The organism is Allomesorhizobium aridi, from assembly GCF_043769475.1.
In the GTDB taxonomy this organism is placed as follows: domain Bacteria; phylum Pseudomonadota; class Alphaproteobacteria; order Rhizobiales; family Rhizobiaceae; genus Allomesorhizobium.
This window is the reverse complement of the sequence record NZ_CP171729.1, coordinates 1,250,274-1,269,858: the sequence shown is the minus strand read 5'-3', so window position 1 is coordinate 1,269,858 and position 19,585 is coordinate 1,250,274. Positions and strand designations below refer to the sequence as shown.

General features: G+C 62.3%; 18 protein-coding genes and 3 pseudogenes. 12 read left to right on the top strand and 9 right to left on the bottom strand.

Going from position 1 to position 19,585, the window contains the following annotated elements; translation table 11 throughout:
* Positions 1-209: 209 nt before the first annotated feature.
* The 3 genes from ACG873_RS08120 to ACG873_RS08110 all read left to right on the top strand — a co-directional run bounded on the left by ACG873_RS08120 (position 210) and on the right by ACG873_RS08110 (position 2,645).
* Positions 210-545, top strand: a complete 336-nt coding sequence (locus ACG873_RS08120; protein WP_394891259.1) for an amidohydrolase family protein — start codon at positions 210-212, stop codon at positions 543-545.
* Positions 546-550: 5 nt separating this feature from the next.
* A complete protein-coding gene (locus tag ACG873_RS08115) occupies positions 551-2,041 on the top strand; it encodes an amidohydrolase family protein (RefSeq protein WP_394891258.1) in 1,491 nt (496 codons plus the stop codon).
* A 172-nt stretch (positions 2,042-2,213) separates the two neighbouring features.
* Positions 2,214-2,645 (top strand): hypothetical protein, encoded by a 432-nt coding sequence (locus ACG873_RS08110; protein ID WP_394891257.1) that lies wholly within the window; start codon positions 2,214-2,216, stop codon positions 2,643-2,645.
* Between the two features lie 96 nt (positions 2,646-2,741).
* On the opposite strand, the gene ACG873_RS08105 is transcribed toward ACG873_RS08110, so the two are convergent.
* Together ACG873_RS08105 and ACG873_RS08100 are read right to left on the bottom strand one after the other, a co-directional pair.
* Positions 2,742-3,902 (bottom strand): MFS transporter, encoded by a 1,161-nt coding sequence (locus ACG873_RS08105; RefSeq protein WP_394891256.1) that lies wholly within the window; start codon positions 3,900-3,902, stop codon positions 2,742-2,744.
* Between the two features lie 13 nt (positions 3,903-3,915).
* The gene (locus ACG873_RS08100; RefSeq protein WP_394891255.1) at positions 3,916-4,167 is read right to left on the bottom strand and encodes a DUF1127 domain-containing protein; all 252 of its coding nucleotides are present in this window, start codon (positions 4,165-4,167) and stop codon (positions 3,916-3,918) included.
* 136 nt (positions 4,168-4,303) lie between these two features.
* Between ACG873_RS08100 and ACG873_RS08095 the strand changes: the two are divergent.
* A pseudogene (locus ACG873_RS08095) lies at positions 4,304-5,816 on the top strand (winged helix-turn-helix domain-containing tetratricopeptide repeat protein).
* 101 nt (positions 5,817-5,917) lie between these two features.
* Entirely contained in the window at positions 5,918-6,322 is a 405-nt protein-coding gene (locus ACG873_RS08090) for a hypothetical protein (RefSeq protein WP_394891254.1), read from the top strand.
* On the opposite strand, the gene ACG873_RS08085 is transcribed toward ACG873_RS08090, so the two are convergent.
* Positions 6,319-6,615: a hypothetical protein gene (locus ACG873_RS08085; protein ID WP_394891253.1), complete on the bottom strand. Its 297-nt coding sequence runs from the start codon at positions 6,613-6,615 to the stop codon at positions 6,319-6,321. The genes ACG873_RS08090 and ACG873_RS08085 overlap by 4 nt on opposite strands.
* Positions 6,616-6,809: 194 nt before the next feature.
* On the opposite strand from ACG873_RS08085, the pseudogene ACG873_RS08080 reads away from it, so the two are divergent.
* Positions 6,810-7,032 (top strand): annotated as a pseudogene (locus tag ACG873_RS08080) (hypothetical protein); the annotation flags it as partial.
* 523 nt (positions 7,033-7,555) lie between these two features.
* Here ACG873_RS08080 and ACG873_RS08075 read toward each other — a convergent pair.
* The 6 genes and pseudogenes from ACG873_RS08075 to ACG873_RS08050 all read right to left on the bottom strand — a co-directional run bounded on the left by ACG873_RS08075 (position 7,556) and on the right by ACG873_RS08050 (position 12,868).
* Positions 7,556-8,230, bottom strand: a complete 675-nt coding sequence (locus ACG873_RS08075; RefSeq protein WP_394891252.1) for a hypothetical protein — start codon at positions 8,228-8,230, stop codon at positions 7,556-7,558.
* 254 nt (positions 8,231-8,484) lie between these two features.
* On the bottom strand, positions 8,485-8,919 hold the full coding sequence (locus tag ACG873_RS08070) for a type II 3-dehydroquinate dehydratase (RefSeq protein WP_394891251.1): 435 nt from the start codon (positions 8,917-8,919) through the stop codon (positions 8,485-8,487).
* A gap of 2 nt (positions 8,920-8,921) precedes the next feature.
* Positions 8,922-10,141 (bottom strand): annotated as a pseudogene (locus ACG873_RS08065) (TRAP transporter large permease).
* A 77-nt stretch (positions 10,142-10,218) separates the two neighbouring features.
* Entirely contained in the window at positions 10,219-10,737 is a 519-nt protein-coding gene (locus ACG873_RS08060) for a TRAP transporter small permease (protein WP_394891250.1), read from the bottom strand.
* Positions 10,738-10,820: 83 nt separating this feature from the next.
* Positions 10,821-11,807 carry a substrate-binding domain-containing protein gene (locus ACG873_RS08055; RefSeq protein WP_394891249.1) on the bottom strand — a complete coding sequence of 329 codons (987 nt, stop codon included), beginning with the start codon at positions 11,805-11,807 and terminating at the stop codon, positions 10,821-10,823.
* 149 nt (positions 11,808-11,956) lie between these two features.
* Positions 11,957-12,868: a shikimate dehydrogenase gene (locus ACG873_RS08050; protein ID WP_394891248.1), complete on the bottom strand. Its 912-nt coding sequence runs from the start codon at positions 12,866-12,868 to the stop codon at positions 11,957-11,959.
* A gap of 134 nt (positions 12,869-13,002) precedes the next feature.
* Between ACG873_RS08050 and ACG873_RS08045 the strand changes: the two genes are divergently transcribed.
* From ACG873_RS08045 to ACG873_RS08020, 6 genes are all read left to right on the top strand, one after another.
* Positions 13,003-13,662: a TetR/AcrR family transcriptional regulator gene (locus ACG873_RS08045; protein WP_394891247.1), complete on the top strand. Its 660-nt coding sequence runs from the start codon at positions 13,003-13,005 to the stop codon at positions 13,660-13,662.
* A 397-nt stretch (positions 13,663-14,059) separates the two neighbouring features.
* Positions 14,060-15,436, top strand: a complete 1,377-nt coding sequence (locus tag ACG873_RS08040; RefSeq protein WP_394889650.1) for a transposase — start codon at positions 14,060-14,062, stop codon at positions 15,434-15,436.
* A 557-nt stretch (positions 15,437-15,993) separates the two neighbouring features.
* On the top strand, positions 15,994-16,131 hold the full coding sequence (locus ACG873_RS08035; RefSeq protein WP_394891246.1) for a hypothetical protein: 138 nt from the start codon (positions 15,994-15,996) through the stop codon (positions 16,129-16,131).
* 62 nt (positions 16,132-16,193) lie between these two features.
* A complete protein-coding gene (locus ACG873_RS08030; protein ID WP_394891245.1) occupies positions 16,194-17,174 on the top strand; it encodes a hypothetical protein in 981 nt (326 codons plus the stop codon).
* A gap of 36 nt (positions 17,175-17,210) precedes the next feature.
* Positions 17,211-18,278: a hypothetical protein gene (locus ACG873_RS08025; RefSeq protein WP_394891244.1), complete on the top strand. Its 1,068-nt coding sequence runs from the start codon at positions 17,211-17,213 to the stop codon at positions 18,276-18,278.
* A gap of 648 nt (positions 18,279-18,926) precedes the next feature.
* On the top strand, positions 18,927-19,580 hold the full coding sequence (locus tag ACG873_RS08020; RefSeq protein ID WP_394891243.1) for a glutathione S-transferase family protein: 654 nt from the start codon (positions 18,927-18,929) through the stop codon (positions 19,578-19,580).
* Positions 19,581-19,585 lie beyond the last annotated feature (5 nt).

Genomic DNA, 19,585 nt, shown 5'->3' with positions numbered 1-19,585 from the left:
CTGCTCATGTACCCGAAACGGGCAAGTAGCGCCAATTCCAGCCATTCGCAGCGCGGCACGCAGCGACTGGCATAGAGTTGAAGCAGACCTCCAGATGCCGTGGTATCCCGAATTCTGGGGCTAGCCTTTGGTCTCGATATCTAGCCGCTTCGAGACCGACCAATAGTCGCGCGGTTCCACGAGAAGATGTGAGAGGGCGGCTCGGTCGAATGCCAGCTCCGTGCGCCGGCTCGGACGGCATTCGCGATACATGGGGCCCCTACGGCAACGCCGATATGCTCGAGCGCGCTCTATTCATCGGACTGCGGAACAATTTTCGGCGTGACGAGGATGTCGAATACGCGCTCCACATCTGCACTCAGGGCGGCGCGGATGTGATGGAGCTCGAAGGCTATGGCCTGCGCGAAGGGGCGTTCGCCGACATCGTTCTGGTCGAGGCGGAGACCGTCGTCGAGGCGGTCGCGGCGCGGCCGACGCGCAAGCTCGTCCTCAAGCGCGGGCGCGCGATCGCTCGTGGCGGCAAAGCCCTTTTCGACGTGGAATGACCGACATGACCGCACCTGCCCTTCTCACCGCGCGCTGGGTCGTCGGCCACGCCGACGGCCGGCACTGCCTCTATTCCAATGGCGAGATCGTGGTCGATCGCGGCCGCGTCGTCTTCGTCGGCCACGGCTATCGGGGCGAGGTGGCGCGGCGCATCGACTACGGCAATGCACTGATCGGGCCGGGGTTCGTAGATCTCGACGCGCTGGCCGACCTCGACACCACCGCCCTTGGTTATGACAATCAGCCGGCCTGGAAGAAGGGCCGCATCTGGCCGCAGACCTATGTGGAGAGCGGCCCGTTCGACATGTACGACGCGGAGGAACTGGCCTTCCAGAAGCGCTACGCCTTCTCGCGCCTGATCCGCGGCGGCATCACGACGGCGCTGCCCATCGCCTCGTTGTTCTATCGCGAATGGGGTGAGACAGTCGCCGAGTTCGAGGCGGCCGCCGATGCAGCCCGCGATCTCGGCCTGCGGGTCTATCTCGGCCCGGCATATCGCTCCGGAAACTCGGTCGTGCGCAATGATTCGACGATCGACTATTTCTTCGACGAAGAGCGAGGTCTCAAGGGACTGGCCGACGCGATCGATTTTTGTCGCAGGCTCGAAGGCAGGGACGGCGGACTGATCCGGACCATGCTCGCCCCCGATCGCATCGAGACCTGCACGCCGGAGCTCCTGAGGCGTTCCGCGGCGGCCGCCGAAGACCTGGATGTGCCCCTACGACTTCACTCGAACCAGTCGCGTTTCGAGTATGATAGCGTGCTGAAGCTGCGCGGTATGAGCCCGACCGAGTGGATGCACAGTCTCGGTTTCCTCGGCCCGCGCGCGCTCTTGCCCCACGGGACCTATGTCTCGGGTCTAAACGGCATCGACCGACCGGGCAACGACCGTGAGATCCTGCGCGACGCGGGAGTCACGATCGTCCACTGTCCGCTCGTCTCGGGGAGGCATGGCACGGCGCTTCAATCGTTCCGTTCGTTCAGCGACATGGGAATACGGATTGGGCTCGGAACCGACACCTACCCGCCTGACATGTTCCTCAACATGCAGGTCGGCATGATGCTGTGCCGCGTCGCCGAGGCGAGCGCGACCGCATGCCGCTCGGCAGAGTTCTACGACGCCGCGACCATTGCCGGCGCCGACGCGTTGGGCCGGCCCGATCTCGGTCGCCTGCAGCCCGGTTCGAAGGCGGACCTGATGGTCGTCGATCTCGACGATCCCTTCATCGGCCAGGTGATCGACCCGATCCAGACGCTGATGCTGAATGCGTCTGCATCCATGGTCCGCAGCGTCATGATAGACGGCCGCTTCGTGATGGAGGACGGCGTCATTCCTGGAATCGACGACCGGGATTATCGCCGCCGCGCCCAAAGCCAGTTCAACGGCGTCATGTCGAAGTATCCGCTGAGGACATTCGGGCATCCTAAAGTGGAAGAAATCTTCCCCCCAAGCTACCCCGTCATCAGTGCTGCCGGATTTATCACAGCCGCATAAACACTCGCTCGAAAATGCCGGGATGACGAGGACAGAGAGCGCAACGCAAGGCAGCCTGTCCAGATCGACGATCCACCTGTTCAGAAAAATTGCCGTTGTAGGTACAGACGCGAAAGCGCCACTTTTATCGAGGTTATGTCCTGACTAGCGACGGCGGCGCTCCGGAGGCCATATGAAGACTGCAACCGTTCTTACTCTCGCCGCTCTTGTACTCGCGGGTTGCGCTGCATCCGGCGAAACCACGAAGAGGCCCGACGTTTCTGTCGCCGGGCCTGCTTCACAAGATCCAGTGGCGGGGGCTGATGTCTCGACAACGGTTGACGGCACAGTAGACCAGGGAAGTCCTCTAGTGATGGCAGCGGGGACCAGTCCAATCAATCCCGACAAACAGGCTGCATTCTGCCAGGACCAGGTTGCGGTGATGTTCAAAACGGAGCCGCAATACGTTACGGCGCGCGAGCGCATAGTCGCAGCGGATGGCTCGGCAACGATTGACGTCACAGTTGATAAGCGGAACGAGGGCGTCAAGACTTACAAATGTCGCCTTGACGCCGGCAATCGCTTTACCGACGTGATCGCGTCGACGAGTGACGGAGCGCTGTAGCGCCACTGCCCTTAATCGGCAACTCGTCGGAAAGCGATTTGTTTGCCGCGCTGGAACCCGGCATACGATCGACGCGGCACTAGGCAAGCGCCTCGATCAGTCCCGAAGTCTCTCCGCTATCAGAAACACCGCCAGCACACAGCTCAGCAGGCCAAGGGACGACGGCAGCCCCTGATGTCCGATCAGTTGCATCGCCAGTCCTGTCGCGGGCGAGCCCACGATGCCACCGATGCCCCATACGAACGCGAAGGCCGCGTTGCCGGCGATCAAGGCTTGACCGGTGAAACGCTCGCCGAGCTGGATCAGCGACATGGTGTAGATCCCGAACGAGACCCCGCCCCAGACGAAAACGAGCGGCCAGATGAGCCACGAGTTGAAGAGCGCCGGCAGAACCAAGCAGCCGGCCAGCGAAGTCAGGACACAGAACAGCATGGTCCGCGTCGAGCCGAACTGTTCGGCCACGCGCCCGAACAAAATCTGCAGCACGGCATTGCCTGCGGTGAAACAGGCGATGAGCGAAGCGATGCGCGCCTCGGCGCTGCCGAGCGCGACGCCATAGACCGCGAACAAGGAGATCACGACCTGCTCGAAGGCGGCTGCGGTGAAAACCGCGAACAACAGGAGCGGCGCCAGTGCGAAGAAGCCGCCGACCGATATCGCCTCGCCCTCATGCTGCATCTTCGGCAGGCGCGGCACGACCGCAAGCACGATCAGGCCGCAGAGAGGGAAGGCCACGATGCCGATCATGAAGGGCGGCCAACCCTGCGTGCCGACCAGGCCGAGCGACAGCGGGCCGATGGCGAAGCCAGCCGAAACGATCGATGAATAGAGGCCCATGATGCGGCCCCGGCGCGGCGCGGGCGTGATCGTGATCAGCCAGGTCTCGCTGATCACGTAAAGCGGATTGGCGAAGAAGCCGAGCAGGAAGCGCAGCGGCATCCAGGCCCAGACGTCCTGCGTCCAGGCAATCGCGATCAGGGTGGCTGCTGCCAGGAGCGAACACAGGATAGCAAGCCGCGCCGCGCCCACGCGCCGCGCCAGCGCCGGAATGAAGGGCGCGGATACAATGAAACCCAGCGGCGTCATCGCCGCCGACAAGCCGATCAGGCCTGATGTCGTTCCCTGCCGCTCCAGGATGAAGCTGAGCAGCGGATAGGTCAGCCCCTGTGCCAAGGCGAACACAGTGACGGTCGCGATGATGCCCGCCATCGCGGCCCATGGGATCCGATCCTCTCGCGTCGTGCTTTCGGCGGTCATGCAGATCATTCGCCTATGCTTGCCAGAAGGGTTTTGCGATCTCCGCCTCGACCTGCCGTCTCGTCAGACCGATATCGTCGATCAAATGGGGATCGTCCTTCGACATTTGCTCAAGCTCCCGGCGAACGCGTATCCGCTGGGCCCAAGTCGCGACAATGCCTCGCAGGGCAGCCAGGTTGTAGTGCCCACGCGGCGCTTCCGCCGGCCCACGTGCGTTCCCAGCCGCGCATGCCTGATGCGGGGCCGGTGCAAGGGTATCGTTCATGGCGACCTCCATATGGTTCGACGGCCTGGGGTCCTCGAACCTGAAAGAGGTTGAATTCTGCAGGACACGAACAGCGCCGCAATTAAGCCCTCCCAAATTGTTCCAAAAACTTCCAAACGGGCTAAAGATGCGCCGCATGCAGGGATCGCGCTTTGCCTTTGGTCCGTTCGTGCTTGATCCGGGTGCGGGGACGCTGCTTCGGAACGATGTCCCTGTTGCCGTTGGCTACCGCGGGCTGAAGCTGCTTGCGGCGCTTGTCGAACGGCCCGGCGAAATCCTGGGCAAGGCCGAGTTGATGGACGCGGCGTGGCCGGGCACGGCCGTCGAGGAAGGCAATCTCACCGTCCAGATCGCGCAGCTCAGGAAGCTGCTTGGTCCGGCCGGCGATGGGGGCGGCGAGTGGATCGCCACGGTCCCGCGCGTCGGCTACCGCTTTACGGGCGCCGTCGAACAGCTCGGTGGTGCGAAGCGAAAATCCTTGCCGCTGCCCGACAAACCATCGATAGCCGTGCTGCCCTTCGTTAACGTCGGCAACGACCCCGAGCAGGACGCCTTCGCGGATGGGTTGACCGAAGACCTGATCACCGACCTCTCCAGAAACTCCGGCCTGTTCGTCATCGCGCGCAACTCGGCCTTTGCCTACAAGGGAAAGGCGCTTGCCGTGCGCGGGATCGCGGAGGACCTTGGCGTGCGCTACCTGCTGGAGGGGAGCGCAAGACGCGCCGCGGGGCGCGTGCGCATCAACGCCCAGCTGGTCGACGCGGTGAGTGGCGATCATCTGTGGGCGGAACGCTTCGATCGGAGCCTGGAAGACATCTTTGCGGTTCAGGACGAGGTCACCGGCAAAATCGTGGAGGCCTTGCTCGGCCGGCTGCGCCCACCGCCGCCGCGCAATCGGCCCAAAAATCTCGAGGCTTACGATCTCTGCGTGCGGGCGCGCAGGCTGATGGATGACCAGCCGCAGTTGGCGCAGGAAGCGCATCTGATGCTCACGCGCGCGATTGCGCTCGATCCGGAATACGCCGAGGCCTACCGCTGGCTTGCCATCAACCACTGCATGGGCTGGGTCCATTCCGGCGGACCAAGTGAATCGTCCCGCAAAATTGCCTTGGACCTGGCGCGCAAGGCCGTCGCGCTCGATCCCGATAGTTCCGGCTGCCATTGGGTCCTGGCTTACCTGCTTGCCTATGCGCGCAGCTTCGCCGAGGCGGATGCGGAATTCGCTCACGCGATCGCGCTCGATCCGAACGAGGCCGACGCGTGGGCGGCATTGTCAGAACATCGCGGTTTTGGCCGGGCGGGTCGAGGAGGGCCTCGAGCACATTCGCAAGGCGTTCCGGCTGAATCCGTTTCCGGCAAATTGGTATTATCTGACGCTCGGCCAGGCGCAATATGCGCACCGAGACTACGAAGCCGCGGTCGAGACACTGCGCGGGGACGAGACTTATCGCACAAGCTCCCGCCGTTTCCTGGCGGCAAGCCTTGCGCAGCTCGGCCGGCTCGACGAGGCGCGCGCCGAGGTCGAACTGTTCCTCGTCGGCAACCCTGATTTCACAATCCGCCACTGGGCCGCGACGGAGCCGTTCCGCGACGCAGCAATGCTTGAGCATTTTGTCGATGGTTTTCGCAAGGCGGGGCTGCCGGCGTGAGGGAGCGGCGGGAGGGCGCCCAGTTCCCTGCCATCCCCAAATAAATATCCGATTCACTGCCGGACAGGCCGACGTCATGACGTGTCGGGTCGGAGCGCGTAGTGGGCCAGCGCGTGGGCATGCGCCAGGATCTCGTCGACGTCGCGGATATTGCGCCGACGCGGGGCGTCCGGTTCGTAGCGCGACAGGCGACCGCCTGGTGGCCGGCTGCGCAGTGGCGCGACGCGGTGAATGCGGCCTGCCGCAAGCGCATGATCGCGCCGCGCTTTCCAGCGCGCGAAGCGCCTGGCCTGTCGCGGCAGATCGTCCAGCACGCGGGCGAGCGCGGCCAGCCGCCGGGTAAGACGCGTCGCGTCGACCGGATCGTCGGCCAAGGGCGGCTTGCGGACCGGGACGGCAAGGCGCTCGGTGACGCCGGGCATGCAAATGCGCGGCACGCTGGCGGCGGCCGGCCGCCGGCGGCGGCCGCTCCACCGCGGCAGCGGATCGAGCAGCGGGAAGCCTAGCGGGCGGGCAGCGGTGACAGCCGGCGGCGATTGCGGCGGCTTTGGGCCGGCCTTGCGCAGGCGCTGGGGCGGCGCGGAAACCCTCGCGCCAGCGCGATGACCAGGCGCCGCGCCGCGGATTCGGCGGGCCGCAGCAGCCTGAGCGCGGTGCGATGGAGATGGCGTGGCAGCGTCGCGTGGCCACAGGCGCGCAAGGCAGAATCTGCGCCGGCAAACCCAGCGATGGCGACAAGCGCCGCCAGGATGCGCTTCAGCGCCTCGCGGTGCTTCTCGATCGCTGCATTCCAGTCCACCACCGCCTCCCCTTCCCCCGAACACAGCAGCGATTATCGCCCGCGCGGGGAAGGTGTGGACAAACGGGAACGGATTTTTCCGCGGGTAGTAGTCAAGTGCCTGCAATCACAGGAAAAAAGATTTTTGAGCTGTCCGACGGGCGGAAAATCCTTTCCCCTTTTGAGATGTCGGCTATCCGATCAGGAGATTGATAAGCTCTCGCCGTTTCCTGGCGGCAAGCCTTGCCCAACTGGGCCGGCTCGACGAGGCCACGCGCGGAGGCCGAACTGTTTCTCGTAGGAAATATCGAGTGGCTCGATCGGGGCCGACAGCGGACAGGCAGCTTCTGGCTTCAGAACGAAGATTGCAGACATTCAACCTGCTGGATTCGAGGTCGTGATCTGACCCAAAGGCGACTCTCACAACTCCCTGACTGAACGGCCGTTGTGCGCCGCATGTCGGCCGTTGAGGCGGTCTTTGCTGTTGCCCGATAGCAGACGTTGCCGGCGACCACCCTGGACATCGTAGTCGCGCCATTTCACGACATTCATAGCCCTTGTCAAAAGCTGCCTTTCGCGCAACGGCTCGAGTCGACCCTGGCCGGACCTTCCGCAGCCTCATCAGGCAATCAGAAGCCTGAACGCACTAACCGACCTCCTGCGACAGGATCGGACCTCCGCAACAGTGCCGCGAACGAGTCCGCCGGAACGGTAGCCATTCATGTTTCCGAACGGGACGAATCATGCACTACCGGCCATATCGAAAAGTGCCGTGCGCGAAATGGGTCTGTCGCGCTCAATCCGAAACGACCTTCCAGCTGTCGTCGGGTCTCGTGCCGATGGCGCCCTTCGCAGTCGCCGAAGCGCTGAACGGCAGCGCGGCAACCTGGATGGAACGGGTGCCGGACGGTCGGTATAGGGCGGGCGGCTCAGAATCTCGCCAGCAACGTGGAGCCGATGTTCACACATCCTGCGGCGTCATGGTGTGAATGAGACGGAACGGCTCGCCATATTCGGACGTTTCAGCACCGTTGTCGCAAAGTGTATCTCGGTTGAGAACCACGGAAGCGACGGTCCGCAAAGACGAAGCGTCGTGGCCGGACACCAGAATTATCCAGTCCGCTATTGCGTCTCCTCCGCGGATCTGCTGCTCCTTGGTGGTGGCAACCTGCGGCGTTTGCGTTCTAAGCAGGTGGGCACTAGTTACGCCGAACCTCTCAGGCAATTTGGCCAGGACAGGTCGAAGATAGTTCTCTAGTCGTGCATGTTGTCCGTTCTGCGGAGAGAGCGTGATCGTGCTCATGTAGGTCGCTACGCCGCGGCCAGAACTTGCAACAACCCGACACTGGCTGCGCACCATATCCCGATGAAGCGGCATCATGGTCTTTGACCATCTTGTCGGGTTGTTCAGGCGCGCCAGATAGGCCTCCGATATCAGCGTCTCGTACGCCGCGAGTTCATAGATAACGAAGAAGTCCCCGCCATTCTCCCGTTGCCACCGCGAGCCGCGATTGAAACCGGGAATGCTGAGGCGTTCCGGGAGATGCTCCTTGGAGTGCCATTCGTGGAATTCGGTCTGGTGGTCTTGCGCCACGTTCCACCACATAGCGACTGCTGCATCTCCTAGAAGTGCCATGGTCGACCTACCCGCCTTTGCCCAGCGCCACGCCTTCGCGAGCAGACGAAATCGATAAAACTGCCCTCGGAATTAGTCCGACTGCGCGTGTCATGAAACTCCTCCCAATCGCGGCGGCATCCGCCCATGCGCCTAGCATCAACCATACGCGAGATCGTCTTTTGCGCCTACACCATCGAAACCGGCTGCCGCGATAGTCGCCGGCTTCTCGCGCCGACCACGGCTGATCGAGACCATCGCGATCAAGATCATCGTCAATTCTGGTCAATCAAATCAATCAATGCTCGCACCCCGTGCGCATAGCCGCGTGGACCAAGTCCGGCGATCACCGCCGTGGCGATCTTGGACACAAGCGAATGCTGATAGATTTCCTCGCGGCGATGGATGTTCGAGATGTGGAACTCCAGGATTGGGCCAGGGAACATCTTCAGAGAATCGAGCAGCGGGATCGAACGGAAGCTGAGGCCGGCGGGATTTATCAGGATGCCCGCGCCGTCGTCGATTGCCTCATGGACCCAGTCGACGAGCTGGTGCTCGGCATTGGTCTGATGGAAGCGGACCGGGCGGTCGCCGGCAGCATCAAAACAAATCGCTTCGACTTCGGCCAGCGTTGTCGTGCCGTAGATCTCCGGCTCGCGCTTGCCGAGGCGATTCAGGTTGGGGCCGTTGAGGATAAAGATCGGTTTCATGTTTAACCTTGATATCCGAGAAGGCGGGGAAGGAAGAGCACCGTGTCAGGTGCGAACGTGACGATTGCCAGCGCTATGAGCATGACGAAGAGGAAAGGCATCACGTCGCGGACAATGTCGCGCAGCGGCACTTCTGCTATGCGCGTCATGATAAAAAGGAGCAGGCCGTAAGGCGGCGTGATCAGCCCAAGCATGATGTTGAGCACGACCATCACACCGAAATGCACCATATCAATTCCGAGCGCCTTGGCGGTCGGTATGAGAACCGGCACGATCACTAGCAGGATCGTGGTTCCCTCGAGAACGCAGCCAAGGAGAAGCAGGAGCAGGTTAACAATGACCAGGAACTGCGTCGGCGTCAGGTCCCATGATATCAGCAGCGCCGACAGCGAATGGGGTATGTTCTCTACCGTCACGACATAGTTGAACACCATCGCACCGGCGAGCAGCATGCCTATCGAGGCGGTGGTGCGGCCGCTGTTCAGCAGGGCGCTATAGAGCTGAGATGGCGTGACGCTTCGATAGATGATGATCGATATAAGAAGCGCGTAGCCGGCGGCGACACCTGCCGCTTCCGTCGGTGTCATCACGCCGCCTCGGATGCCGACCAGCAGAACCACCGGCAGCATAAGAGCCGGCAGCGCACGCAGCGTCAGACCTGGAAGCTTGCGCAGCGGATCGGCTTTTCGATCGGAAAGTTCTTGCGCCGCGCGTCGATGGCGACGATCGACATCTGCCCGAGAGCCAGGAGCAGGCCGGGAACGATACCGGCAATAAACAGGAAGCCGATAGAGGCATCTGACACCAGGGCATAGATGACGAGCGGGATCGATGGCGGGATGATCGGGCCGATTACGGCCGTTGCGGCGGTCAGCGCTGCGGCATAGCTCGCCGGGTATTTGTCATCCTTGGTCATCAGCTTCTGCATCATCCGCCCCGTGCCCGCGGCATCGGCGATCGCCGAGCCGGACATGCCAGCGAATATAAGGGATTGCAGTACGTTGACCTGGGCGAGACCACCGCGGAAGCGCCCCACGACGGCATTGCAGAAATGCAGGAGCCGCTCGGTCATTGTGCCGGCATTCATGATCTCGGCCGCGAGAATGAACATGGGAACCGCGAGGAGGAGATAGCCGGTATAGAGGCTGTTGAGGATCTGCTCCGCGGCCGTACCCATGTCGAGCCCGGCCAGCCAAAGATAAAGGATCGACGAGGCGATCATCGCGTGGCCGATCGGCAGCCCCAGCAGCGCGAGCGCGACAATGGAAATCAGCGACAGGGCAAACGGGTCAAGCAACATCATACGCCGGAACTCGCCTTGGTCGGGTCGAAGTCCTCGGGTGCAGGCCCCTTTAGCGCTTGCCAAGCCAGCCACAGGTAGCGCGCGATAGTCGCGACGACAAAGACGATGTAGATCGAGAACAACCAGTCGAAGCGGATCTTCAGATAGGCCGTGCTTTCGACCTTCATAAACGTGACGTAGTCGAAGACGGCCGGAAAGGAGTAGCCGTAGATGGTGATGAGAGCTGCGGCGGAAACAACGGTCATGACGCGCCGCGCGCGTTGGCCGACGGCGCCATAGACCAGGTCGAACCTGATTTCCTCTTCCTCGCGCACCACGAAGGCGGCCCCGAAGAGCACGACCCAGATCCACAAGACGACGGTAAGTTCGTTGCTCCAACCGGTCGGCCAGTTCAGCATGTAGCGGAACAGAACCTGCAGAAGAAAGGCGCAGAACATCACCCCGATCATGATGGCGATGAGGTTTTCACCTCGCCGGTAGAGCCAGCCGGCGATGGGTCGCGCGCGTTCAAGCATCGGTGGGTCTCCCGGGGGGCAGCTGTGCACCAAACAGACGAAACCGCCGGCCATGAAAGCCGGCGGTTCGTGTTCGATGGACTTCAGAGCGCGTTGATCTTGTCCACCATGCCGGCCGGCCAATCCTTGGCGAGGTCGGAAGCAAGGTACTTCTCCTGCACGTGCTTACGGAAGGCCGCGACGTCGGGCTCGTAGATCTTCAGTCCGTTACCCTTGAACGTTTCGACCAGTTCCTTTTCGCGCGTCAGGTGCTTGTCCGTCGAGAAGTCGATCGACGCGTCGGCCGCGGCCTGGAATTTGGCCTGCTTCTCAGCGCCCATCTCGTCCCACGCCTTCTTCGACACGGCGAGCAGATCGAAGCCGACAAGGTGCGAGGTGAGCACGATCTGCGACATCACCTCATAGAACTTCATGTTCTCTACGTTGGGCAGCGGATTGTCCTGACCGTCGATCGCGCCCGTCTGAAGGCCGGTGTAGACTTCGGCATAGGCCATCGGCGTCGGGTTGGCGCCCAGCGCCTCGCCGAGGAATTGCCAGGCGTCGCCGCCGGGCATGCGCAGCTTGATGCCGGCCATGTCGGCGGGCGTCTTGATCTCCTTGTCGGGCTTTAGACCGACCTGGCGGACGCCAAAATATGTCGGGCCGAGCACCTTCACCCCGAGCTCGTCCTCGGTCATCTTCTTCAACTCGGTGCCGGCCTCGCTGGCGAAGAAGGCCTTCACGTGAGCTGCGTCACGGAACAGATAGCCGGCCGTCACGATCGACCAGGCAGGGATCTGCTTGGAAATGTCCTGCGGTGCGATGTTGCCCATCTCGAGATTGCCGCGCTGGATCGCGACGAGCTCGGTGCCCTGTTTGAACAGGTTGCCGCCGTAATAGCCTTCAAAGGCGAAGTCGTCCTTGATGGCATCGGCGAACATCTTCATCATCTCGGCGCGGATGTCCTGCTCCGAGAACACTGCCGAAAACCGCAGCTTCGGCTTGTCCTGGGCCAGAGCGGGGAATGCGACGAGTGCCCCGGCCACAGCGGTTCCCGCCAGAAACTGGCGGCGTGTCGAATGCATGTTCATGAGGTTTCCTCCCTGTTGGAATTAAACGTGCGCGGATCTTGTCCAGGGCGTCGGCTGGCCAAGGCTTGGATATCGGCGATCTTGGTATGATCGGCGTATGATCGGCCCACTGCACGACGGCATCGATCGAAAGCGGGCAGCGTGCGCGTTCATGCAGCGGCCTCGAAATGTCCTGCCATGGCCGCCATATCGGCCGCGCGCCCAGTGAAATGCTCGAACGCGCGAACAGCCTGGCCGATCGCCATGCCAATGCCGGGAAGTGTGCGGCAGCCAATCTCGCTTGCCTGCAGAAGAAGTTCCGTTTCGCGCGGGAAATAGATGATGTCGGCGACCCACTGCTCCGGCCGCAGCCATTCGGAAGGAAACGGCGTGCCAGGATGCTTCGCCATGCCGATCGGGGTGGTATTGACGATGCCGTCCGCCGCTGTCACTGCGACGTGTGCGTCTTTAGAATGAACAAGCTCCGCTGCACCTGTCCGCGCAAGCCGTCGCGCCAGGTGGTTCGCCCGCGCCCCCTCAGGATCGATGATGGTGATCTGGGTCGCGCCAAGTCCGATTAGGGCAGCACTGACTGCGGACCCCGCTCCGCCGGCGCCGAAAACGGTGACGTGAGCGAGCGAGACGCCGTTCATTTGCGACCTAAAGCTCTCGGCGAAGCCCCAGTGGTCGGTGTTGTGGCCGATCGTCCGCTCGCCGAATACGACTGTGTTCACCGCCCCGATCGCCTCGGCCTCCGGCGCGAGTTCATCAAGCAGCGGCATCACCGACTGCTTGAACGGATAGGTTACATTCACTCCGTTGAAGCCGAGGCCTGCGGTAGCTCGAAGAGCGGCATCGAGGTCAACGTCACCAAGTCCCAAGGCGTCGAAATCAACGAGAACGTATGCGCACGAAAGGCCGAGCCGCTCTGCTTCACGTTCATGCATGGCGGGAGTGCGGGACAGCTGGATTCCGCGACCGATAAGGCCGACGAGCACGTCGGGATGTCCGCCCAGTTCCTCAGACCGAGTGTGCAGCGACGTTTCGATCGCCTGCGCGATCGCCACAACTCTGTCCGGCATTCAACCTCCCAACCGCATCGCCATCGGCAGCGCTTGTCTTTGTCGAGCCGCCCCCTGTAAAAGAATGACCCTTGGGGCGCATGATGTACGAACTGGTTAGTTTGTCAACGCCGCAGAGCGGGAGTGAGGTTTCGATGTCGCACGTAACGCCGGTCCGGAAGGGCCGTGAGCCGCCCAAACGCCCGCAGGATCCAGATGGCACGCGGCGGGACATTCTGGAAACTGCTTCGAGAGAGTTTGCTCTAAACGGGCTTTCCGGTGCGCGGATCGATGAGATTGCTGCCCGGACCAAGTCGTCCAAACGCATGATCTACTACTACTTCGGGGACAAGGAGGGACTATACCTCCGCGCCCTTGAAAACGCCTACCGGACGGTGCGCGAAGGGGAGGATCAGCTCGACACCGATGGCCTTCCCCCTCGCGAGGCGCTGCGCCGTCTCGTCGAGTTCACGTTCGACCACCACCACGAGCATGAAGAGTTCATACGCATGGTGATGATTGAGAACATTCATCACGGGCAATATCTGGAACGATCGGAAGTCATCAGCGGTCTGAACGTTACCGCAATTGATCACATCGCCTCAATCTACCTGCGTGGCGTGGAAGCCGGGGATTTCAGGCCGGGCCTTGATCCACTGGAATTGCACTGGCAGGTCAGCGCACTGTGCTTCTTCAACGTCTCCAACCGCGCGACGTTTTCCAAGATCTTCGGTCGTGACATTGGGGCGCCGGATGAGCAGGAGAAGCTGCGTGAGAACGCCGTGGAAATGATACTCCGATTTGTCGCAACCTGATAAGCCTGTCGGAAATACCTCGGGAAGGTCGAGTTCGGGCCACCAGCGCTGGTAGCCGCGAAAGTCTGCTATCGTGCACCACGGATATAGGTCGGTGAAGGTCCGAGTGGGTCGCCATCCAGACCACCCTTTGAGCGCAGCGTCCGCTTCCCCGCGCTTCGACGGCCGAAAGCCGTCGGTCCGCTCACGGCTCCACACAGGTCGTTCCGTAACAGCGGCTTGAAGGACCGCTCTTGGCGCGGGCATGACCTCCAGGTGGTCACCGCAATGTCCGCTTCCGGGCGAAGGCAAAGACCGCCTCTATGGCCGACATCGGGCGGATTGTGTTGAAAAACTCAGTCTTGAAGTAGCGTCGATCAACTGATTCACTCATTGCCAGCATCCGGAGAGTCGGCCGATGATGGGTGAGCGAACGGTGGCGCAGGAGACGCTGTTTTACAGCTTCAACCTGGATCGACACGTGCCGGCGGACCATCTGCTACGCTCGATCGACCGGTTCTTGGACCTGTCGGACATCCGCGAGCACTTGCGCCCCTTCTATAGCGAGACAGGTCGGCCTTCGATTGATCCCGAGCTGATGATCCGGATGCTGATCATCGGCTATTGCATGGGCATCCGCTCCGAACGGCGTCTGTGCGAGGAAGTTCATCTGAACCTGGCGTATCGCTGGTTCTGCCGTCTTGGCCTCGAGGGCGACGTGCCCGACCACTCGACCTTCTCCAAGAACCGACACGGGCGCTTCCGCGACAGCAATCTGCTGCGCGAGCTGTTCGAGATGACGGTGGCGCGTTGCATTGCCGAGGGGCTGGTCGGCGGCGAAGGCTTCGCGGTCGACGCCAGCCTGGTCCGGGCCGATGTGAGCCGGCAGCACGCCGTCGATCGTCACGAGCAGCTGCCGCAAGAACGTGTCAGCCACGCCGTGCGAGAGTATCTGGCGGTGCTCGACGATGCCGCGTTCGGTGGCGCGACGCCGGTCACACCCAAGCAACTGGCGGTGGCCGACCCTGCCTCGCGATGGACCGCCGCGACGCGCGAGCGCGCCTTCTTCGCTTACAGCACCAACTATCTGATCGACCTCGAACATGCCGTGATCGTTGACGTCGAGGCGACCACCTCGGTACGCCAGGCCGAGGTGACTGCCCAGCGCAGGATGATCGACCGCGCGCAGGCACGGTTCGGCCTGCGGCCCGACCGGCTGGCTGCCGATGCCAGCTATGGCGATGCCGCCAACCTAGCCTGGCTGGTCGAGGACAAGGGCATTGCGCCGCACATCCCGGTGTTCGACAAATCCGCCCGCACCGACGGAACATTCGAGCGATCGGCCTTCACCTTCGACCAGAAGGATGACAGCTATATCTGTCCCGGCGGCAAGCGCCTGCGACCTCGAAACCGGAACTTTACCGTCCCCCGGTCCAATGTCGATCAGGATGGCTTCATTCGGTATCGTGCGCGCCAGCAGGACTGCAGCGACTGCGCTCTACGCCAGCGCTGCACGCCCAACATGCCGGCTCGCAAGATCATGCGATCAATCCATGAAGGCGCCCGCGACAGGGCGCGCGATATCGCCACGACCGACGCCTACCTCACTTCACGAAGGCAACGAAAGAAGGTCGAAATGTTGTTCGCGCACCTCAAACGCATCCTGAAGCTCGATCGCCTGCGCCTGCGAGGTCCAAACGGTGCCAAAGACGAGTTCCTCCTCGCTGCCACCGCCCAGAACCTCCGCAAGATCGCCAAGCTGATCCCGATGTCACCTCTGCCGGCCCCCGCCTGAGGGGGCAAGGCATCCATCGGTCACGTCGAGCGGGCCAACAACTCGCTCCGATCAGCGACTTCTTCAACACAATCGGGCGCAAAGCAGTCGTTTGCGAAGTGTGGCAAGAACCGCCGAGGAGACATCTTGGACCGCCAACTCCTCGCGTACCGCTGTCTCATGGGCGAAAACCGAGGCAAGTTCAGGGAGATGAAGGAGCCCGCGCATCGTGCGCTTAATCCTTTCGAGACGGGAGGCTTGCAGTAGTTTCATTTCGCCGCGCACCGATTGGCTCTCCAGGATCTGCCGATTCCACGTGCCGTAACAAGACATGCATTTTATAGATCGGCCACGCATTGACGCGCTTGCAGTTGGCGTCGACTCTGATCTTCCCGCTCGACTTGTGGTTCTTCGTGCCACTGCATCGCTTGCAGTGCAGTATGGGGTTATCAGGTTCCTGTAGAAGAAACGTTCACTTCACCAATAGTATTTTTGCATCTCTCGTTGACATTTTCGTGATCAGGTATAGTATTCCATATCGCATTGCCGGGTCCGCCAATATTTCAATGGAGACTGTCATGGATTTTATAGAGCGTATCTTTGGCATCTCGCCGGATGGCGGGTCGGGAAGTTTCGAGGCGACGCTGCTTTTCCTGCCTTTCGCCGCCATAGCGGCGTTCATCTGGTACAGACGCGGCAAGCGTACGCGGCTCTGAACCGCGCATCCAAATCTGAACGTATTTCCGAATGGTCATCCTGGCGTGCCGGGGAGGCTTTGGTGAAGCTGTTGAAGTTTGCTTCCACTGTGTTGGCGCACCTCGCCAAGGTGCTCGCCTACGGTTGGATTTTCGCCATCATCGACATCCTGAAGCGGGCGTTGGAGGCGTGGCGCAAGCTGTGCAAGTTCATCAGCATGCCGCATCCGGCGCGCGAAGAGACCGGCAAGGATTGCACCATCGTCAACAATCCGTCCTACCACCGGCCGGACCCGTGCATCTATTCGCAGGACTACCTGCTAAAGCTCGGCCTCGCCGTCACCTGGGATAACCCCGACATCGTGATCAAAAAGGGCGGCGTGGTGGTTACCGAGCACGATCTGCTGCCCGACACCGACTATGAGATCAACGCCACGGTCTGGAACAATTCCTACGATGCGCCGGCCGTAGGCGTGAAAGTGCTGTTCTCCTTCCTCACCTTCGGCGTCACGACGCTCGAAACCGCCATCGGTCAGACCTTCGTCAATCTTGGCGTCAAGGGCGGCGTCAACCATCCGGCGCTGGCGAAGATGCCGTGGCGCACGCCGCCGGTCGCCGGCCACTACTGTCTCAAGGTGGTGCTGAGCTGGATCGACGACGCCAATCCGGCGAACAATGTCGGGCAGAACAACATCAATATCGTGGCGCCGCAGTCGCCGGCCGTGTTCCAGTTCCGGCTGCGCAACGCGACCGGCAAGCCGGCCGCCTACCGTTTCGAGGTCGACGCCTACGAACTGCCGGCGCCACCGGCCTGCGGGCCGCGCATCGACCCGGGCAAACGTCCGACCTTCTCGGATCGGATGAGACAGATCCGCGCGGTTCATGGGCGCGGCCTGTTCCCGGTGCCCGCGGGCTGGACGGTCGAACTCAATCCCGACGCGCCGACGCTGCAGCCGGACCAGGAGATCGACGTCGCCGCGAAAATCACGCCGCCCGCCGGCTTCACCGGAAAAAGAGCTTCAACGTCAACGCGCGCACCGGCGACGTCTTCGCCGGCGGCGTGACGCTCACCGTGGCAACCGCCTGAACGGGGTGATGAGATGGCCGCCCGTCAATACACCAAATGCATCGAGCCCGGCGATTTCCAGGACCTCGGCTTCACCTATCTTGCGGCCATGGGAATTGTTGCCACGGCCGTGACGGCGGTCACCGCGGCGGTGCTGTCCGGCCTTTTCGTCGCCCTGGTCGCGGCGGCCATCGCCGCAGTCGTGGTGCTGATCACCTTTCTCCTCTGGTGGCTCTATGGCCGGCTGATCTGCCTCGACGACGAGCAGCAATGCATCATCGGCGTGGCGCTCGGCCGGCCCTCGGTCAGCGCGCTGAAAAAGGCCGGCGATAACGACGCCTCGTTCAACGTGGCGCTGGCCCCCAGCACGGTCGACATTTTCGCGCCAAAGGATCCCAACTCGCCCGACATCTACAGCACCCGCCTGCCGGAGCCGAAGGAGCACTACTGGGACAACCCGCTGCAGGGCCACATCGTGCGGCCGAACCCCATCGTGCCGCGCGGCTATGTGTCGGATGTGGGCCATGTGCGTTACCTGAAGGCGATCCATAGCGAGTTCGAAGGCAGCGGCATTCGCGACCTGCTGATCTGGGCCAACGCCGTGCTGGCGCTGCTGATCCTGGCGCTCGCGCTTTCGTGGATACCCGGCATGGGCCTGTTCCTGGCGCTGCTGGCGCTGCTGCTCAGCCTGCTGTCCGCCTTCGCCGGCCTGAGCGGCGGCCTCAACCCCGGCGACCCGCAGGATGTCGACCCCAACCTCGGCGAGATCGTCGCCGGGCAGATTTTCGTCATCAAAGGGAACTGGATCTACGATTCGCTGCATGACGGCTGGAACGAGATCCACGCCATCCATGCCTGCCAGAAAATCGGGACCATGGAGCTCGACGGCAAGACATGGCCGTCGCAGATCGAGGCGCCGCCGGAGTTCGGTGGTATGTTGAGCCTCGCCACCTTGCCGGAGGTCGAACGCGCCATCGGCGTCTGGTGCCTGGCGATCAGGCAGGCCGAGGACGCCGAAGACGGCGGCAGCCGCAGCGATCCCGCGCAGGACTGGGCGGTGCACCCGCAGGTCGACGGCTGCACCACGGTGATTATCACCTGACGGCGGCGGCCGGCCGGCATTGCGGTGAACATACAGTCGCCGAGAAACGTCCCTCCGGCGCGTTGTTGCCGTGATAGGAGCCGTTTTCCGATACTTCGCCCGCCGCGACGACGCCACGCCTCTTGTCCAGGCCGGGGAGAAGGCGGCCTCGTGCAGCGCGGCCGAATGAGAGGTCCCCGATTCTATTTGCAATAGCCCTCCTTCCGATTGGCCTGTTAGCCGGTTGGTCACTATGCTGCCTCCGATCGGAGAGGTCGCCTCCGACCTAGTCACCCCTTGCGGCATTCGTGATGGCTATCTTTCACGGCATGGCGGTGCCAGGCTAAAGCCGGCTTCAGCCGAGGCGAACGGCAGCTTACGGGATCGCCACCCAAGGCATTAAATGTCGCCGATGCGGCGCAGAGCAGTCGGTGGTGAAGTGCGGCAAGAACAGCTGGAATGGGTAACAGCTGACGGCATCTTGAATGCCAACGCCGCCGCAGACGGCTCAGACGCGTATCTAATGGCCGAAAAGCGGGTTCGGCTGTCGGGAGCAGCACCGGTCGTTCGTCCTCTGGATGCAAAGCGCAGAACTGGATGCCCAGTCATGGGAAAGATCGTCGAAATGCACCTAACTCTCGACAGCATGCAATCACCCGGAGCCTTGCAATGATCCCCACCATCACCGCCTTTGAAAGCTCGCCTGATCGCGGCCAGGGACTTGCGCGCGACATGCGCGTGCGCTGGGCTCTCGAAGAGGTGGGCCAGCCTTACGAGGTTCGGCTTGTTTCGTTCAAGGCGATGAAGGAGCCCGCGCACCGAGCGCTGCATCCTTTTGGAAAGATTCCGACCTATGAAGAAGGCGATCTCGTTTTGTTCGAGTCAGGGGCGATCGTGTTCCATATTGCGGAGCACTATCTGGGCCTGCTGCCGGACGACGCGAATGCCCGGGCGCGCGCCGTCACCTGGATGTTTGCCGCGGTCAGCACGGTGGAGCCGCCGATCCTTGAGCTTCAAACCGCCGTGCTCCTTGAACCCGACAAGACCTGGTCCGAGCAGCGCCTGCCTCTGGTCAAGGATCGCATCCGTGACCCGCTGGACCAACTTTCCGCGCACCTTGGCGATGCCGACTGGCTCGACGGCGCGTTCAGTGCAGGCGACCTCATGATGGTGCACGTGCTGCGCCGGTTGGGCAGATCGGGTTTGTTGAGTGAATATCCGAACCTCTCCGCCTATGTCGCCCGCGGCGAAGCGCGGCCCGCCTACAAGCGTGCTTTCGCCGCCCAACTGGCGGTTTTCACCGGCAAACCACCGGCCAGCTGATAAGG

Excerpts from the sequence above, each read along its gene's own strand:
- ACG873_RS08120 (WP_394891259.1), top strand. The coding sequence starts at position 210 with ATGCCAGCTCCGTGCGCCGGCTCGGACGGCATTCGCGATACATGGGGC.
- ACG873_RS08115 (WP_394891258.1), top strand. The coding sequence starts at position 551 with ATGACCGCACCTGCCCTTCTCACCGCGCGCTGGGTCGTCGGCCACGCC.
- ACG873_RS08110 (WP_394891257.1), top strand. The coding sequence starts at position 2,214 with ATGAAGACTGCAACCGTTCTTACTCTCGCCGCTCTTGTACTCGCGGGT.
- ACG873_RS08105 (WP_394891256.1), bottom strand. The coding sequence starts at position 3,902 with ATGACCGCCGAAAGCACGACGCGAGAGGATCGGATCCCATGGGCCGCG.
- ACG873_RS08100 (WP_394891255.1), bottom strand. The coding sequence starts at position 4,167 with ATGAACGATACCCTTGCACCGGCCCCGCATCAGGCATGCGCGGCTGGG.
- ACG873_RS08075 (WP_394891252.1), bottom strand. The coding sequence starts at position 8,230 with ATGGCACTTCTAGGAGATGCAGCAGTCGCTATGTGGTGGAACGTGGCG.
- ACG873_RS08070 (WP_394891251.1), bottom strand. The coding sequence starts at position 8,919 with ATGAAACCGATCTTTATCCTCAACGGCCCCAACCTGAATCGCCTCGGC.
- ACG873_RS08060 (WP_394891250.1), bottom strand. The coding sequence starts at position 10,737 with ATGCTTGAACGCGCGCGACCCATCGCCGGCTGGCTCTACCGGCGAGGT.
- ACG873_RS08055 (WP_394891249.1), bottom strand. The coding sequence starts at position 11,807 with ATGAACATGCATTCGACACGCCGCCAGTTTCTGGCGGGAACCGCTGTG.
- ACG873_RS08050 (WP_394891248.1), bottom strand. The coding sequence starts at position 12,868 with ATGCCGGACAGAGTTGTGGCGATCGCGCAGGCGATCGAAACGTCGCTG.
- ACG873_RS08045 (WP_394891247.1), top strand. The coding sequence starts at position 13,003 with ATGTCGCACGTAACGCCGGTCCGGAAGGGCCGTGAGCCGCCCAAACGC.
- ACG873_RS08040 (WP_394889650.1), top strand. The coding sequence starts at position 14,060 with ATGATGGGTGAGCGAACGGTGGCGCAGGAGACGCTGTTTTACAGCTTC.
- ACG873_RS08035 (WP_394891246.1), top strand. The coding sequence starts at position 15,994 with ATGGATTTTATAGAGCGTATCTTTGGCATCTCGCCGGATGGCGGGTCG.
- ACG873_RS08025 (WP_394891244.1), top strand. The coding sequence starts at position 17,211 with ATGGCCGCCCGTCAATACACCAAATGCATCGAGCCCGGCGATTTCCAG.
- ACG873_RS08020 (WP_394891243.1), top strand. The coding sequence starts at position 18,927 with ATGATCCCCACCATCACCGCCTTTGAAAGCTCGCCTGATCGCGGCCAG.